The organism is Streptomyces sp. NPDC013317, from assembly GCF_055563155.1.
Genome location: NZ_JBVHDX010000022.1, coordinates 1 through 16,616, shown reverse-complemented (window position 1 = coordinate 16,616; position 16,616 = coordinate 1). Strand labels below are relative to the sequence as shown.

Annotated in this window: 4 protein-coding genes; 3 read left to right on the top strand and 1 reads right to left on the bottom strand. The window is 72.7% G+C overall.

Features of this window, described 5'->3' with window-relative positions:
• Nucleotides 1-379: 379 nt before the first annotated feature.
• Genes ACZ3IJ_RS34330 through ACZ3IJ_RS34320 form a run of 3 tightly spaced genes read left to right on the top strand, consistent with a single transcriptional unit; the run spans nucleotide 380 to nucleotide 5,001 of the window.
• Entirely contained in the window at nucleotides 380-1,849 is a 1,470-nt protein-coding gene (locus ACZ3IJ_RS34330) for an aldehyde dehydrogenase family protein (protein ID WP_467474825.1), read from the top strand.
• Nucleotides 1,837-3,393, top strand: coding sequence for an APC family permease (locus tag ACZ3IJ_RS34325; protein ID WP_467474823.1), 1,557 nt, complete (start codon nucleotides 1,837-1,839; stop codon nucleotides 3,391-3,393). The genes ACZ3IJ_RS34330 and ACZ3IJ_RS34325 overlap by 13 nt, the downstream gene beginning before the upstream one ends.
• 45 nt (nucleotides 3,394-3,438) lie before the next feature.
• The gene (locus ACZ3IJ_RS34320; protein ID WP_467474821.1) at nucleotides 3,439-5,001 is read left to right on the top strand and encodes a GMC family oxidoreductase; all 1,563 of its coding nucleotides are present in this window, start codon (nucleotides 3,439-3,441) and stop codon (nucleotides 4,999-5,001) included.
• Between the two features lie 33 nt (nucleotides 5,002-5,034).
• Here ACZ3IJ_RS34320 and ACZ3IJ_RS34315 read toward each other — a convergent pair.
• On the bottom strand, nucleotides 5,035-16,616 hold an 11,582-nt coding region (locus tag ACZ3IJ_RS34315; protein WP_467474819.1), incomplete at its 5' end, for a type I polyketide synthase.

The following is a 16,616-nucleotide window of genomic DNA, read 5'->3' as shown; positions in this document are numbered from 1 at the left end:
CGATCCCGACAACGCAGCGAGCGTGCGTGCCAGGCGTCGCGGGGCAGGCGGGACTTTCGCAACACGCCCTAGGGGCTGTCCGGGTTGCGCTGTGCGGGCAGTTCCGGCGTTCCCGATGCCCGCACCGGCCGCGTCGCCGCCCACGGCATCGGCTGGTGTGGCGACGTGGACGGACCCGCCGAAAGCCCTGGTAGAGCCGCTGCGACGACGGCCGGACGCTTCGCGACCCTCCGTACCGGCCCACCTCGCCGGCGGGCCGACATCGCCGGGCGGGGCAGCAGCCGCCCGCGCCTTCGTTCTGCGGGGTCGGCCAAGGCTCCTTAGTGTCATGGGGTGGAGGACACCGACGGTGCCCGGCCCATCGACCCGGAGGTGCGCGATGCCGGAACTGTTCATCGGAGGCACGTGGGCCGCCGCTGCCGACGGTCGCACGCGGGAGATCCGCTGCCCGGCAGACGGCACCCTGGTCGCCACCGTGGACGAGGCCGGTCCCAAGGACGCGTCAGCGGCCGTCGCCGCCGCCCGCGAGGCGTTCGACCGGGGGCCGTGGCCCGCCACGCCGGCCGCGGAGCGGGGACGGCTGCTGGTGCGCGTCGCCGATCTGCTGGAACGTGACAAGGCGACCTTCGCCCGGGCCGAGTCCCTGGACACCGGCAAGCGGCTCGTCGAGTCCGAGTACGACATGGACGACATCGCGGCCTGCTTCCGCTACTTCGGCAACCTGACCGCGTCGGGCGGCAACGACCGGATCGTCGCCACCGGCAACCCGGAGGCGGACAGCCGGGTGGTGCACGAACCGGTCGGGGTGTGCGCACTGATCACCCCTTGGAACTATCCGCTGCTGCAGACCGCGTGGAAGGTCGCCCCGGCGCTCGGGGCGGGCAACACGTTCGTGCTGAAGCCGAGCGAACTGACCCCGCACACCGCGATCCTGCTGATGCGGCTGCTCACCGAGGCGGGGCTGCCGCCAGGGGTCGGAAACCTGATCCTGGGGACGGGCGCCGAGGCCGGCGCGCCGCTCACCGAGGATCCCCGCGTGGATCTGGTGTCCTTCACCGGTGGCCTGGCCACCGGACGCCGGATCATGGCGGCAGCGGCGCCCACGGTGAAGAAGGTCGCCCTGGAGCTCGGCGGCAAGAACCCGAACATCGTCTTCGCGGACGCGGACTTCGAGGCGGCTGTCGACCACGCGCTGATGGCCGTCTTCCTGCACTCCGGACAGGTCTGCTCGGCAGGCGCCCGGCTCCTCGTGGAGGACTCCCTGCACGACGCCTTCGTCGACGAGATCGTGGCCCGGGCGCGAGCCATCCCGATGGGCGGCCCGTTCGACGAGAACGCGCGGACCGGGCCGCTGATCTCGGCGGCCCACCGCGACAAGGTGGAGGCCTACGTGGCCGCGGGCCTGGCCGAGGGCGCGGTGCTGCGCTGTGGCGGTGCACGGCCCACGGACCCGGCACTCGCCGAGGGCTACTACTATCCGCCGACCGTACTGGACGACTGCACGCCCGGGATGTCGGTGGTCCGGGACGAGTCGTTCGGCCCGGTGCTCACGGTCGAGCGGTTCGGCAGCGAGGCCGAGGCCGTCGCGGTCGCCAACGACACCATGTACGGCCTCGCGGGTGCGGTCTGGTCGCAGGACACCGGCCGCGCACACCGGGTCGCGTCCCGGCTCCGGGCGGGCACGGTATGGATCAACGACTTTCACCCCTACGTACCGCAGGCGGAATGGGGCGGCATGAAGCAATCCGGTTTCGGCCGTGAGCTGGGCCCGGCGGGACTCGCCGAATACCAGGAGACCAAGCACATCTGGCGCAATCTCGCCCCCAAGGCGCAGAGGTGGTTCGAGTGACCGCCCAGCCGACGGGCCAGGAGCGGCCCGGCGCCGGCGACGGCGCCGCGCACGACGACGACTCGGTGACCGAACTCGGCTACCGGCCCGAACTGAAGCGCACGCTGGGCAACTTCCACACGTTCGCCGCGGGGATCAGCTACATCTCGATCCTCACCGGCACGTTCCAGCTGTTCTACTTCGGCGTCGCCTTCGGCGGTCCGGCGTACTGGTGGTCGTGGCCGATGGTGTTCGTGGGCCAGCTGATGGTGGCCCTGTGCTTCTGCGAGCTGGCGGCGCGCTACCCGGTCGCGGGCTCCGTCTACAACTGGGCGAAGAAGATGGGCGGCCCGCACGTGGGCTGGCTCGGCGGCTGGATGATGATGACGGCCACCATGGTCACCCTGTCGGCCGTGGCCCTGGCGTACCAGATCACGCTGCCGCAGATCGACCCCTGGTTCCAGTTCGTCGGCGACGGCAGCGGCAAGAACGACGCCGCGGCCAACGCGGTCCTGCTGGGCTCGGTGCTGATCCTCTTCTCCACGCTGGTCAACGCCTTCGGCGTACAGCTGATGGCGCGGATCAACTCGGCGGGTGTCTTCATCGAGCTCATCGCCGCCGTCGCTCTGATCATCTTCTTCGCCGCGCACATCACCCGTGGACCCGCCACGGTGCTCACCGACACGTACGGTCTGGGCAGCGGGGACCCGCTCGGCTACTTCGGGGCGTTCCTCACCGCGTCACTCGCGTCGGCGTACGTGATGTACGGCTTCGACACGGCCTCCTCGCTCGGCGAGGAGTCCCACAACCCGAGCCGGAACGCGCCGCGCGCGATTCTGCGGGCACTCGTCGCGTCCTTCGTCCTCGGTGGTCTCATCCTGCTGTTCGCGCTGATGGCGGTGCCGGATCTGCAGGCCAAGGAGCTGAGCACGGGCGGCCTGCAGTACGTGGTGCTGGAGACGCTCGGGGCGACGATCGGCGAGATCTTCCTCTGGTGCGTGGTCGTGGCGATCACCGTGTGCGTGCTGGCCGTCCAGGCTGCGGGCATCCGCCTGATGTTCGCGATGGCACGGGACAACAACCTGCCCGCCGGATCGGTTCTCGCCAAGGTGAGCCCGCGCTTCCGGACCCCGGTGATCCCCGCCGTCGTGATCGGCGTGGTGGGTGTCGTCATCCTGGTCATCAACATCAACCAGCCGCAGATCTTCTCGGTGATCACCAGCATCGCGATCATCATGATCTATGTGGCGTACCTACTGGTCACCGTCCCGATGCTGATCCAGCGCCTGCGGGGGAAGTGGAAGCCCCGTGAGGGAGCCTTCTCGCTCGGCCGCTTCGGACTGCCGATCAACATCCTGGCGGTGCTGTGGGGTGCCGCCATGTCCCTGAACCTGGCCTGGCCCCGTGCCGACGTCTACAACGCGACCGGGCCCCAGCACTGGTACCTGCGCTGGGGTGCGTTCCTGTTCGTCGGCATCGTGGCGCTCGGCGGCTTCGCCTACTACTGGTTCGTGCAGCGGCACCGCACCGGCGTGCTGGCCGAACACCGCGCAGACGTCTCCTGACCCGCGCTCCCTCCCCCCACGGGGACATCTCGTACTGGAGAGACCATGCCCGCACAGCCCTCTGAGCCCGAGTTCGACTATGTGGTGGTCGGCGGCGGCACCGCCGGGGCCGTCGTCGCGGCCCGCCTGTCGGAGGATCCCGGCGTGAGCGTCTGCGTGCTGGAGGCGGGCCCCTCCGACGAGGGCGACGAGAACATCCTGAAGCTGGACCGGTGGATGGCGCTGCTGGAGTCGGGCTACGACTGGGACTACCCGGTGGAGCCACAGGAGAACGGCAACAGCTTCATGCGACACGCCCGGGCCAAGGTGCTCGGCGGTTGCTCGTCCCACAACTCGTGCATCGCCTTCTGGGCGCCGGCCGAGGACCTCGACGAGTGGGGCGCGATGGGGTGCTCGGGCTGGAGCGCGGCCGACTGCTTCCCGCTGTACCAGCGGCTGGAGACCAACGACGGCCCCGGCGAGCACCACGGCCGCTCCGGTCCCGTGACGATCCGCTCGGTGCCGCCCCGGGACCCGTGCGGCCGGGCGCTGCTGGAGGCCTGTGCGGCGAGCGGCATCCCGACGACGCCGTTCAACTCCGGCCGCACGGTCGTGCGCGGCGCGAACTGGTTCCAGATCAACTGCCGCGAGGACGGGACCCGTTCGTCCGCCTCGGTGTCGTACCTGCATCCCGTGATGGGCAAGCGGCCCCAGCTGGAGGTGCGCACCGGGGTGCAGGCGAGGCGGTTGCTCTTCGACGGCGCGCGCTGCACGGGTGTGGAGTACCTGCGGCCGGACGCCCTGCATGTCGACTCCGTACGGGCACGGCGCGAGGTGATCGTCTCCTGCGGCGCGATCGACTCGCCGAAGCTGCTGATGCTCTCGGGAATCGGGCCCGCCGCCCATCTGCGCGAGAACGGCGTGGACGTACGGGTGGACTCACCCGGCGTCGGCTCGCACCTCCAGGACCATCCCGAAGGGGTGATCATGTGGGAGGCGAAGCAGCCCATGGTCACCTCGTCCACGCAGTGGTGGGAGATCGGGATCTTCGCGGACACCGAACCGGGTCTCGACCGGCCGGATCTTATGTTCCACTACGGTTCGGTCCCGTTCGACATGAACACCTACCGTCGTGGCTATCCCACCACCGACAACGCCTTCTGTCTCACGCCGAACGTCACGCGCGCCCGCTCGGAGGGCACGGTCCGGCTGCGCAGCCGGGACTTCCGGGACAAGCCGAAGGTCGACCCGCGCTACTTCACCCACGAGCACGACGTCAGGGTGATGATCCACGGGCTGCGGCTCGCGCGGGAGATCGCGGCGCAGGCGCCGCTCGCCGACTGGAAGGGTGCGGAGCTGGCGCCCGGACCGGACGCCACGACCGACGAGGAGCTGTTCTCCTACATCCGCCAGACGCACAACACGGTCTACCACCCGGCCGGCACCGTGCGGATGGGGGCCGAGCACGACTCCGCCTCCCCCCTCGACCCGCAGCTGCGGGTCAAGGGGGTGCAGGGGCTACGCGTGGCGGACGCCTCGGTCATGCCGTTCCTGCCCGCGGTCAACCCGTGCATCACCACGATGATGATCGGCGAGAAGTGCTCGGACATGATCCGGGCCGGACGGTGACCGTGCTGGGGTGCTCCCCCTTCTGACGGGCTGCTATTCGGGGCGGTCGAGGAGTGCGAAGAGCTCCTCGTCGGTGGCGTCGTCGAGGTCCGTCATGGGGTGGGTTTCCGGGGCGGTGCGCTGTTCCGTGGCGTGGAGGAGCTGTTTGAGGTGCTCCGCGACGGTGGCGCGGGCGGGGCTGTCGGGGGCGAGGGCGTCGATGAGCGCCCTGGTGTCGTCGAGGGTCGTGAGGAGGGGTTCCAGCGAGGGTGTCGCGGGCGTCGTGCCGGGTTCCGGCTCCGGCACGATCAGGGTGGTCAGATGGCGGGCGAGAGCCTGCGGGTTGGGGTGGTCGAAGACGAGCGTGGTGGGCAGGCGCAGACCGGTGGCGACATTGAGCTTGTTGCGGAGCTCGACCGCGGTCAGCGAGTCGAAGCCGAGGTCCTGGAAGGACTTTTCGGGATCGATCGTGGTCTGGGCGTCGTGGCCCAGGACGTCGGCGACGTGGGTGTGGATCAGGCCGGCCAGTGCCTGTTCGCGCGCCACGGGGTCGAGAGCGGCGAGTCGCCGGGGCAGGTCGGTCGTCTGCTGCGCGTCACCGGCGGTCCTGCGCTGCCGGGGGACGGGCGCGAGGCCGCGGAGCAGGGGATGGGTCTGGTCGGCCTTGCGGCGCAGTGCCGCGGCGTCGACCCCGGTGGCGGCGAGCAGCGGCTGCCCGTCGGCCAGGGCCGCGTCGAAGAGGGTCATGGCGTGGTCGGTGGGCAGCGGGGTGAGACCCAGACCGGCGAGGCGGCGGAGGTCGTTGGCGTCGAGCTCCCCGCTGATGGTGCTCGACTCCTCCCAGAGCCCCCAGGCGAGGGACGTGCCGGGCAGTCCCTCGGCCTGGCGGTGCGCGGCGAGTGCGTCGAGGAAGGTGTTGCCCGCGGCGTAGTTGGCCTGCCCGGCGTTGCCGATCAGCCCGGCGATCGATGAGTACATGACGAACGCGGTCAGATCGGTGCCACGGGTGAGCTCATGGAGGTTCCACGCGGCGTCGATCTTCGGGCGGACGACGGCGTCGAGCCGCTCGGGGGTGAGCCTGCCGATGACGGTGTCGTCGAGCACGCCCGCCGTGTGGACCACGGCCCGCAGGGGTGTGCTGAGGCTCGCCAGCGTACGGGTCAGTGCCTGGCGGTCGGCGGCGTCGCAGGCCGCGAAGGTGACCGTGGCGCCCAGTTCCTCCAGCTCATTACGGAGTTCGGCGGCCCCCGGGGCCTGTTCGCCGCGCCGGCTGAGCAGCAGCAGCGTGCGGGCCCGGTGCTCGGTGACCAGATGACGGGCCAGGATCCGGCCGAGGGTGCCCGTCGCGCCGGTGATCAGCACGGTGCCGTCGTCCCAGCGCCCGGGCCCTTCATCCGTCACCGTTCCGGCACCGTCAGGGGTGGGCGTACGTGTGAGGAGGGGCGTGAGGATCCGTCCGGCGCGCAGAGCGGCCTGGTGCTCACCGGTACCGACCACCTGGGACAGCAGCCGCGTGTGCGCCGGGTCCTCGGGGGCGAGGTCGGTGTCCACGAGGACGATCCGCCCCGGGTTCTCGGTCTGTGCCACGCGCAGCAGGCCCCAGAGCGCCGCGTGCACCAGGTCCGGCACCCCTTCGCCCTCTCCGGCCGCCACGGCACCGCGCGTGACGACCACCAGCCGCGAGGAGGCCAGCCGGTCGTCGCCCAGGAACTGCTGGACGCGCTCCAGCACCCGGCACAGCTCGACCCTGGCCAGCGCGGCGATGGCCTCCCCGTGAGCCTGCCCCGGTTCGGCGCTCAGCGACCACGCCACGGTCCGCGCACCGGAGCGGGCCAGCCCGTCCAGATCGGCATGAGCCTGGATCCGCCCGGCGGGCCACGTTCCCCAGGCGGCCCACCCCGAGAAGTCCTCCACGGTGCTGTCCGGGGCGAGGTCACGAGCCGGGATCTCGGACCAGGTGACGGAGAACAGCCCGTCACGGCCCGTATCGGCCGCCCGCAGGGCCTCCGGCGACAGCGGTCGCAGCGCCAGGGACTCCACCGACATGACCGGTGCGCCCTGCTGGTCCGCCACCGTCAGCGACACCACGTCAGGCTCGTTCCCGGAGCGCGCGATGCGCACGCGCAGGACCGACGCGCCCACGGCGTGCAGCCGTACGTTCGACCAGGAGAACGGGAGGACGGCCGCGCCCTCGTCGTCGACGACCCCTGGCAGCAGCGGGTGCAGCGCCGCGTCCAGCAGCGCCGGGTGGAGGAGGAACCGGCCCGCCTGATCGGCCATGCCGTCGGGCAGCGCCACCTCGGCGAAGAGCTCGCCCGTGCCGCGCCACAGCCGGCGCAGCCCCCGGAACGCGGGTCCGTAGGCGTACTCCCCGGCCGCCAGCCGCTCGTACACGCCGTCGAGACCGACCTCCGTCGCGCCCGTCGGCGGCCAGATCGGCAGCCCCGCCTCCGCGTCACCGAGGTCGGTGCCGTCGGTGGCGTCGTCCGGTTCCGGAGCCATGGTGCCGTGGGCGTGGAGCAGCCAGTCACCGTCGTCGACGCGGGAGTGGATCTCGACGGCGCGCCGTCCCGCGGGGTCGGGCGCCGCGGCGATCACCTGCAGCTGTACGGCTCCTGTCCGGGGCAGCGTCAGGGGCGCGGTGAGCGTCACCTCCTCCAGAACGGAGGCGCCCGTCTGCTCGCCCGCCCGGATGCACAGTTCGAGCAGTCCGGTCGCGGGCAGGAGCACCGTTCCGGCGACCGCGTGGTCGGCGAGCCACGGATGCGTACGCAGGGACAGCCGCCCCGTGAGTACCGTCTCGTCGCGGCCGGCCATGGTGACGGCGGCACCGAGGAGCGGATGCCGCACCGCGCTCAGCCCCAGCCCGCCTGCGTCCGACGCGGAGGCCGGCGTGTCGAGCCAGTACCGCCGGTGCTGGAAGGCGTACGAGGGAAGCGGAACGCGCCGGGCGGAGGGGAGGGCGGCGCCCCAGTCCGGTCGGGCGCCGGCGAGGTGGAGCCGGGCGAGTGCGCCGGTGACGGTCTCGGTCTCGGACCGGCCCTTGCGCAGCGCAGGTACGACGACGGCGGCCCCTCCGGCTTCGGTGGCCTCGCTCGACTCGCCTTCCTCGTCCGCCAGCGTGTTCCGCACCAGAGAGGTCAGGACGCCGTCGGGGCCGAGCTCGACGAACCGGGTGACCCCCTGGGCGGCGAGATGTCGTACACCGTCGTGGAAGCGCACGGCCTGGCGGATGTGACGGGCCCAGTAGTCGGGCGAGGTCAGTTCCTCGTCCGTCGCCAGGGTGCCGGTCACGTTGGACACGACGGGGATCCGCGGCGGGTGGAACGTCAGCCCGGCGGCGATCTCCCGGAACTCCTCCAGCACCCCGTCCATGTGGGCGGAGTGGAAGGCGTGGCTGACGGTCAGCCGCCTGGTCCGCACACCCCTTTCGCGCCAGAGCGCCACCTGCTCCTCGACCGCTGCGGCATCGCCGGAGACGACGACGGCCCGGGGCCCGTTGACGCCCGCGATGTCGACCGTGCCGGTGCTGCCGTCCGGGCGGGCGAGCAGCGCTTCGCGCACGTCCTCCTCGCGCGCCTCGATCGCGGCCATCGCACCGCCCTCGGGGGCGGACTGCATCAGGCGTCCCCGTTCGGCGACCAGCACGGCCGCGTCGGCGAGGTCCAGGACGCCGGCGACGTGCGCCGCCGTCACCTCGCCGATCGAGTGGCCCAGGAGGTGGTCGGGGCGCACTCCGTGGTGCTCGAACCAGCGGAACAGCGCCACCTCGACGGCGAACAGCGCTGCCTGTGTGAAGGCGGTCTGATCGATGAGCGCGGCGTCCGCCGTGTTCTCGCGCGCGAACAGCACGTCCTTGACCGGGCGCGTCAGTTCGGCGTCGAGGTGCGCGGCCACATCGTCGAGGGCTGCGGCGAACACCGGGGACGAAGCGTACAACTCACGTCCCATGGAGAGGCGTTGACTGCCCTGCCCGGTGAAGAGGAACGCCGTCTTCCCGTCGGCCTCACGGCCGCGCACGATACGGGGCGAGGACCCGCCCTCGGCGAGGACGTCCAGCCCTTCGAGGAGCGCCCCGCGCCCGGCGCCGACGACGGCGGCGCCGAGTCCCATGGCGGCCCGGGTGCCGACGAGCGAGACTGCCACGTCGGCGGGGCCGAGTTCGGGATGCCGGGTCAGGTGGCCGTGCAGACGGCGCGCCTGGGCCCTCAGCGCGTCCTCACCGCGCGCCGTCAGGATCCACGGCACCACGGTGTCGGGGTCGGTGTCGGTGTCGGCGGCGACAGGTGCACTCACCGGCACTGGCACCGGCGACGTCGGCGGGGCCTGCTCGATGATCACGTGGGCGTTGGTGCCGCTGATCCCGAAGGACGAGACGCCGGCACGGCGAGGCCGGCCGGGGTGGGGCCAGGAGCGGGCCTCGGTGAGCAGTTCCACCGAACCCGACTCCCAGTCGACGTGCCGCGACGGCTCGTCCACGTGCAGGGTGCGGGGCAGCACCTCGTGACGCATCGCCTCGATCATCTTGATGATCCCCCCGACCCCGGCCGCCGCCTGGGCGTGACCGATGTTCGACTTCAGGGAGCCGAGCCAGAGGGGACGGTCGTCGCCCGCACGCTCCTGCCCGTAGGTGTTGAGCAGCGCCTGCGCCTCGATGGGGTCGCCCAGGGTGGTGCCCGTGCCATGCGCCTCGACCGCGTCCACGTCGGCCGGACCGAGCCCCGCGTTGGCCAGGGCCTGACGTATCACCCGCTCCTGCGAGGGACCGTTGGGCGCGGTCAGGCCGTTGCTCGCGCCGTCCTGGTTGACCGCCGTACCCCGTACGACGGCCAGCACCTGGTGGCCCTTGCGACGGGCGTCGGACAGCCGCTCCACGAGCATGACGCCGACGCCCTCGGACCAGCCGGTGCCGTCGGCCGAAGCGGCGAACGCCTTGCACCGCCCGTCCGCCGACAGACCGCGCTGACGTGAGAACTCCACGAACGTCGTCGGCTGCGCCATCACCGTCACACCGCCGGCCAGGGCGAGATCGCACTCGCCGGAGCGCAGCGCGTTCGCGGCCAGGTGCAGCGCGACCAGGGACGACGAGCACGCGGTGTCGACCGTGACGGCGGGACCCTCCAGGCCGTAGGTGTACGCGACCCGGCCCGACAGCACACTGGAGAGGTTCCCCGCCAGGAGGAAGCCCTCGAACTCGCCGGGCGCCGCGTTGGCACGCACCGGATAGTCGTCGTACATCGCACCCGTGAAGACCCCCGTGGAGCTGCCGCGCACGCTGCCCGGGTCGATGCCCGCGCTCTCGAAGGCCTCCCAGGTCGTCTCGAGAAGCAGGCGCTGCTGGGGGTCGGTGGCGGTGGCCTCGCGCGGCGACATCCCGAAGAACCCGGCGTCGAACAGGCCGGCGTCGTACAGGAATCCGCCGTTGCGGGTGTAGCTCGTGCCGGCCTGCTCCGGATCGGGGTCGTACAGGCCCTCCACGTCCCAGCCCCGGTTCGTCGGGAACTCGCCGACCGCGTCGACGCCCTCGGAGACGAGGCGCCACAGGTCCTCCGGCGAGGACACCCCGCCGGGATAGCGGCACGCCATGCCCACGATCGCGATCGGCTCGTCCGCCCGGCTCGTGGTCCGGGCCGGTGCGACCGCGGCCACGGGTGCCTTCTCGGCCACGACCCGGCTGAGCAGGTACGAGGCGAGTGCGCTGGGCGCGGGGTGGTCGAAGACGAGGGTGGACGGCAGGCGCAGGCCCGTGGCCGCGTTGAGCCGGTTGCGGAGTTCGACCGCGGCCATCGAGTCGAAGCCGATGTCGTTGAAGGCCCGGTCGGGGGCGATGGATCCGGCCCCCGCATGACCGAGCACGGCGGCGACCTCGCCGCGCACGAGGTCGAGTACGGCTTCCTGCTGCTTGTCGGTGCTCAGCGCGGAGATCCGGCCCGCCCAGGCCGACTGCTCGGTCCCGGCCTTCGCGGCCTTCTCGGCGCCGACGGTCCGGCGGGCGCGCGCGGGAACCAGCCCACGCAGGACCGCCGGTACCGGCCCGGCGGTGAGGCGAGCGGGCCGCAGGGCCAGGGGGGCGAGCAGCGGCTCCGGGCGCCGCAGCGCCGCGTCGAACAGGGCCAGTCCCTGCTCGGGGGTGAGGGGCGGCAGACCGGCGCGCTCCCAACGGGCCACCTCGGCCTCGGTGAGGGTCGAGCCCATGCCGTGGGTCGCGTCCCACAGCCCCCACGCCAGCGACGTCGCCGGCAGGCCGATCGCGTGACGGTGCTGGGCGAGTGCGTCCAGATAGGCGTTGGCGGCGGCGTAGTTGGCCTGGCCGGCGGTGCCGATGAGGCCGGAGACGGAGGAGAAGAGCACGAAGGCCCGCAGGTCGAGCCCCTGGGTGAGTTCGTGCAGGTGACGCGCGGCGTCAGCCTTCGGCCGCAGTACGCCCTCCAGCCGGTCCTCGGTCAGCGACAGCGCGGTCGCGTCGTCGAGGACGCCGGCCGTGTGGACGACGGCGGTCAGCGGACGGGCCGCGTCGATTCCGTCGAGCAGTGCCGCCACAGCCGCCCGGTCGGAGACGTCGGCGGCCTCGATCCGTACCGTGGCACCCGCCTCGGCGAGTTGGTCGGCCAGTTCGGTCGCGCCCGGAGCCGCTGCTCCTCGACGGCTCGTCAGAAGCAGGTGACGTACGCCGTGTTCTGCGACCAGATGGCGGGCGAGCAGTGCGCCGAGACCACCGGTGCCGCCGGTGACGAGGACCGTACCCTCCGGGTCGAGCGCGGTCGGCGCCTGCTCCGGCGCCCGGCCGCCGACCGGCGTGAGCCGGGGAACCCGCAAGGCGCCTTCACGTACGGCCAGTTGAGGCTCGTCGGTGGCGAACGCGGTGGCGAGTGCGGCGGCGAGCAGATCGTCGACGTCGGTGTCGCTCGCCCGGTCGCTTTCCCTGCCGCTCTCCCGGTGGCTCTCTCCGTCGACGAGTACGAGACGGTCGGGATGCTCGGACTGCACCGACCGGATCAGACCCCAGACGAGGGCGGACTCGGGGTCGGCGACGTCCTTGCCGGGCAGGGCGGCGACGGCCTGTGAGGTGACCACGGCCAGTCGCGCCTCCGCGAACCGCTCGTCGGCCAGGAACTCCTGCACGAGGCGCAGAACACGCGCGCCTGCCGAGTGCCGCGCGTCCGCCGTCTCCGGGCCGCCCCCGGAAGAGGAGGCCGGGCAGCGTACGACGATCACGTCGGCCGGCTCCACGTCGGCGAGACTCTCGCCGGCCTCGGCCAGGGCGATCTCCCTCCCCGGCCCCGAAGCGGCGAGTACGGGCCAGCGCAGCTCGTACAGAGCGCCGCCCCGTGCCCGCGTTCCCCTCGCCAGCTTCTCCCTCTCCACCGGGCGCAGGGCCAGCGACTCGACCACGGCGACCGGCGCGCCCGCGGCGTCCGCGAGCGTCAGGCCGTAGGTGCCGGAGCCGGGCGCGTGCGGGTGGATGCCGACGCGCAGCTCGAAGGCTCCGGCGGTGTGCAGGGTGACGCCCGAGACGGAGAAGGGCAGCCGGATGGTCCCGTCGTCGTCGCCGTCGGGTGCGGCGTCCAGGACGAGCGGGTGCAGGGCCGCGTCGAGCAACGCCGGATGCAGGGCGAAGCCCGCCGCGTCGTCCGCCCCTGCGGGCAGCGAGACCTCGGCGTACAGGTCCTCGCCCGCGCGCCAGAGCGCGGTCAGGCCCTGGAAGGCGGGCCCGTAGCCGTAGCCGAGCGAGGCAAGCCGCTCGTACACGTCCTCGATCGGGACGGCGGTCGCCCCGGCGGGCGGCCACTCGGTCGGGTACGCCGACGCGTCGGCGTCCGTGGTGGCCGGAGCGAGCGCGCCGACGGCGTGCCGTGTCCACGCGCGCGTAGCCTCGCCGTCGCCCTCGGGGCCGGCGTGGACGGTGACAGGGCGCACACCGCCTTCCTCGGCGGCGCCGACGGTCACCTGGACGCGGACCGCCTCGCCCTGGGTGAGGACGAGCGGCGCCTCCAGGGTGAGATCCTCCACCCGGGGCAGCCCGAGGTGCTCGCCTGCGGCGGCGGCCAGTTCGAGGAACGCCGTCGCCGGCAGCAGGACGGAGCCGCCGATGGTGTGGTCGGCCAGCCACGGCTGACCGTTCAGCGAAAGCCGGCCCGCGAGCACGGTGTCGTCGCGTTCGGCGAGGTCGACGGCGGTGGCGAGCAGCGGATGACCGGCGGCGTCGAGTCCCAGGCCGCGCGCGTCGGTCTGCGGACGCGGGGCCAGCCAGAAGCGCTCGCGGCCGAACGCGTACGTCGGCAGGTCGACGAGGTCCCCGCCGGGGAAGAACGTCGCCGCGTCCAGCGCCGCACCCGTGGTGTGCGCGCGGGCCACTCCCTCGGCCACGGTCTCCGCCTCGGGCCGCCCGGAGCGCATCAGCGCCACCGCGGTGGCCCCGTCGAGGGTCTGGTGGGTGAGCGAGGTGAGGACGGCGTCGGGGCCGACCTCGACGTACGTGGTGACGCCCTGACTGTCGAGCGTGCGGAGGGCGTCGGTGAAGCGGACGGTGGTGCGGATGTGGTGGGTCCAGTAGTCGGCGGAGGTGAGTTGGTCGGTCGTGGCGAGCTCGCCGGTGGCCGTGGACACGACGGGGACGGTCGGAGGCCGGTAGGTGAGCGAGGCGGCGACCTGGCGGAAGTCGTCGAGGATGCCGTCCATATGGGGGGAGTGGAAGGCATGGCTGACGGTGAGCCGGGTGGTCTTCCGCCCTTGCCCGGCCAGGCGCCGGGCGATGGCGGTGACGGTGTCCTCGTCGCCGGAGATCACGGTGGAGGTGGGGGAGTTGAGCGCGGCGACGGCCGCCCTGTCCTGCAGGCCGACGAGGAGCGGGGTGACCTCGTCCTCGCCCGCCTGGACGGCGATCATGGCGCCGCCGGGTGTGGCCGCCTCCATGAGACGGGCCCGGGCGGCGACGAGGGTGGCCGCGTCGGCGAGGCCGAGGACTCCCGCCACATGCGCGGCGGTGAGTTCGCCGATGGAGTGGCCGGCCAGGACGTCGGGGGCGAGCCCGTGGTGGGCGAGGAAGCGGTACAGGGCCGTTTCGACGGCGAAGAGGGCGGGCTGTGTGTACGCGGTCCGATGGAGGAGCCCGGCGCGCGCGGTGTCCGGCTCGGCGAACAGGACGCTCTTGAGCGGGTGATCGAGGTGCGCGGTGAAGGCGTCGCAGACCGCGTCCAGCGCGGCGGCGAAGACGGGTGAGGAGCCGTACAGTTCCCGGCCCATACCCAGCCGCTGCGACCCCTGGCCGGTGAAGAGGAACGCCGTACGGCCCGCGTTCGCCGCGCTCCCGGTGATCACCTTCTGGTGATCGCGGGCCTCCGCCAGTGCTTCCAGTGCTTCGAGACGGTCCTCGACGCCCCGGCCGAGGACCGCGGCCCGCTCCTCGAAGACCGTCCGCGTCACCGCCAGGGACCGCCCCACGGCGGCGGGGTCCGCCTCACCGGCACGCAGCTGGTCCCGCAGCCGCGCCGCCTGCGCGCGCAACGCCCGCCCGTCCCGCCCTGACAGGACCCACGGCGCGGGGAACACGGACGCCGTGCGGGCGGCGACGCCCTGCCCGGCCGGGGAGTCCGGCGCCGCGGCCGTCCTCGGGTCGTACTCGACGACGACATGGGCGTTGGTGCCGCTGATCCCGAACGAGGAGACGGCCGCGCGCCGCGGCCGGTCGACATCCGGCCACTGCCGCTCCTCGGTGAGGAGTTCGACCGCCCCCGCCGACCAGTCGACCATCGGCGTCGGCTCGTCGACATGGAGCGTCCTGGGCAGGACGCCGTGCCGCATCGCCTCGATCATCTTGATGACACCACCGACACCCGCGGCCGCCTGCGCGTGCCCGATGTTGGACTTCAGCGACCCCAGATAGACGGGATCCCCCTCCCCACGCCCGGTGCCGTACGTCGCCATCAGCGCCTCGGCCTCGATCGGGTCACCGAGCCGCGTGCCCGTGCCGTGAGCCTCCACGGCGTCGACATCGGTCGGGGCGAGGCCCGCGTCGGCCAGCGCCTGCCGGATGACGCTCTGCTGGGCGAGACCGCTCGGCGCGGTCAGGCCGTTGCTGGCGCCGTCCTGGTTGATCGCCGAGCCGCGCAGCACGGCCAGTACCGTGTGCCCGTTGCGTCGGGCGTCCGACAGGCGTTCCAGGAGGAGCAGTCCGACGCCCTCGGACCAGCCGGTACCGTCCGCGCCGGCCGCGAAGGACTTGCAGCGGCCGTCCGGCGCGAGACCGCGCTGACGCGAGAACTCCACGAACATTCCGGGCGACGACATCACCGTGACGCCCCCGGCCAGGGCGAGGTTCGTCTCGCCGCTGCGCAGCGAGCGGATCGCCAGATGCAGGGCGACCAGGGACGACGAGCAGGCCGTGTCGGCGGTCACCGCCGGCCCGAGCAGCCCCAGCTGGTACGCGATCCGCCCCGACAGCACGCTCGTGGTGGAGCCGGTGAGCACGTTGCCCTGCACGGACGCGGGCGCGTCCTGCATCCGGGGCCCGTACTCCAGTGCGGTGGCGCCGACGAAGACTCCGGTGCGTGTGCCCCGCAGCGACTCGGGCAGGAGCCGCGCGCGTTCCACGGCCTCCCACGACGTCTCCAGGAGCAGCCGCTGCTGGGGGTCCATGGCGAGAGCCTCACGCGGTGAGATCCCGAAGAACGCCGGGTCGAACTCGCCCGCATCGTGCAGGAATCCGCCGTGCCGGACCGAGCTCTTGCCCTGGCGCTCGGAATCCGGGTCGTACAGGTCGTCGGCCCAGCCACGGTTCGTCGGGAACGCGGAGATGGCATCGCCTCCCTCCGACACCAGGCGCCACAGGGACTCGGGCGAGGCCACACCGCCGGGGAAGCGGCAGGCCATGGAGATGACGGCGATGGGATCGCCGCCGTCGGCCGGCGCGGCAGTGTCGTCGTCGACCACGCCCGCGCCGAGCAGCTCGCTCTCCACGAACCGGGTCAGCGCCTCGGGCGTCGGGTGGTCGAAGAGCAGCCCGGTCGGCAGCCGCAGCCCGGTGGCGGCCGCCAGGGCGGACCGCAGCTCGGTGGCCATCAGGGAGCTGAAACCGAGCTTCTGGAACGCCGTGTGCCGCTCGACGCGCTCTCCGGGCCCGTACTCCAGTACGGCGGCGATGTGCTCGTCGACCAGCTCGGCCACGGCGTGCCTGCGAGCCGGCTCCGACAGCTCCCCGAGCCGCGCCCGCCAGGCGCCACGCGGATCCGCGGCTGCCTGGCCGACGGTCTCGGCGGGGGACTCGTCCATGCCCGTGTGCCGTACCTCGGGCGGCTGGGCTGCCCGCGTCTTGGGCGCACGTGCGGTGTTGTCCAGCCAGTACCGCTTGCGTTGGAAGGCGTACGTCGGTAGATCGACGCGCCGCGCGCCCATGCCCCCGTACAGGGTCGTCCAGTCGACGTCGGCGCCGCGCACGTACGCGGTCGCCAGCGCGGTGAGCAGAGCCCGGGGCTCGTCCCGCCCGCGGCGCATGGCCGGCACGCTCGTGACCTCGGGATCGTCGAGGGTGTCACGGACGAGTGCGGTGAGGGTGGTGTCGGGGCCGATTTCGAGGTAGGTGGTGGTGTTGTGGTTGTGGAGGGTGGTGAGGGTGTCGGTGAAGCGGACGGTGCCGCGGA

What these genes read in the sequence shown, in the direction of transcription:
- ACZ3IJ_RS34330 (WP_467474825.1), top strand. Translation starts at nt 380, where the DNA reads ATGCCGGAACTGTTCATCGGAGGCACGTGGGCCGCCGCTGCCGACGGT.
- ACZ3IJ_RS34320 (WP_467474821.1), top strand. Translation starts at nt 3,439, where the DNA reads ATGCCCGCACAGCCCTCTGAGCCCGAGTTCGACTATGTGGTGGTCGGC.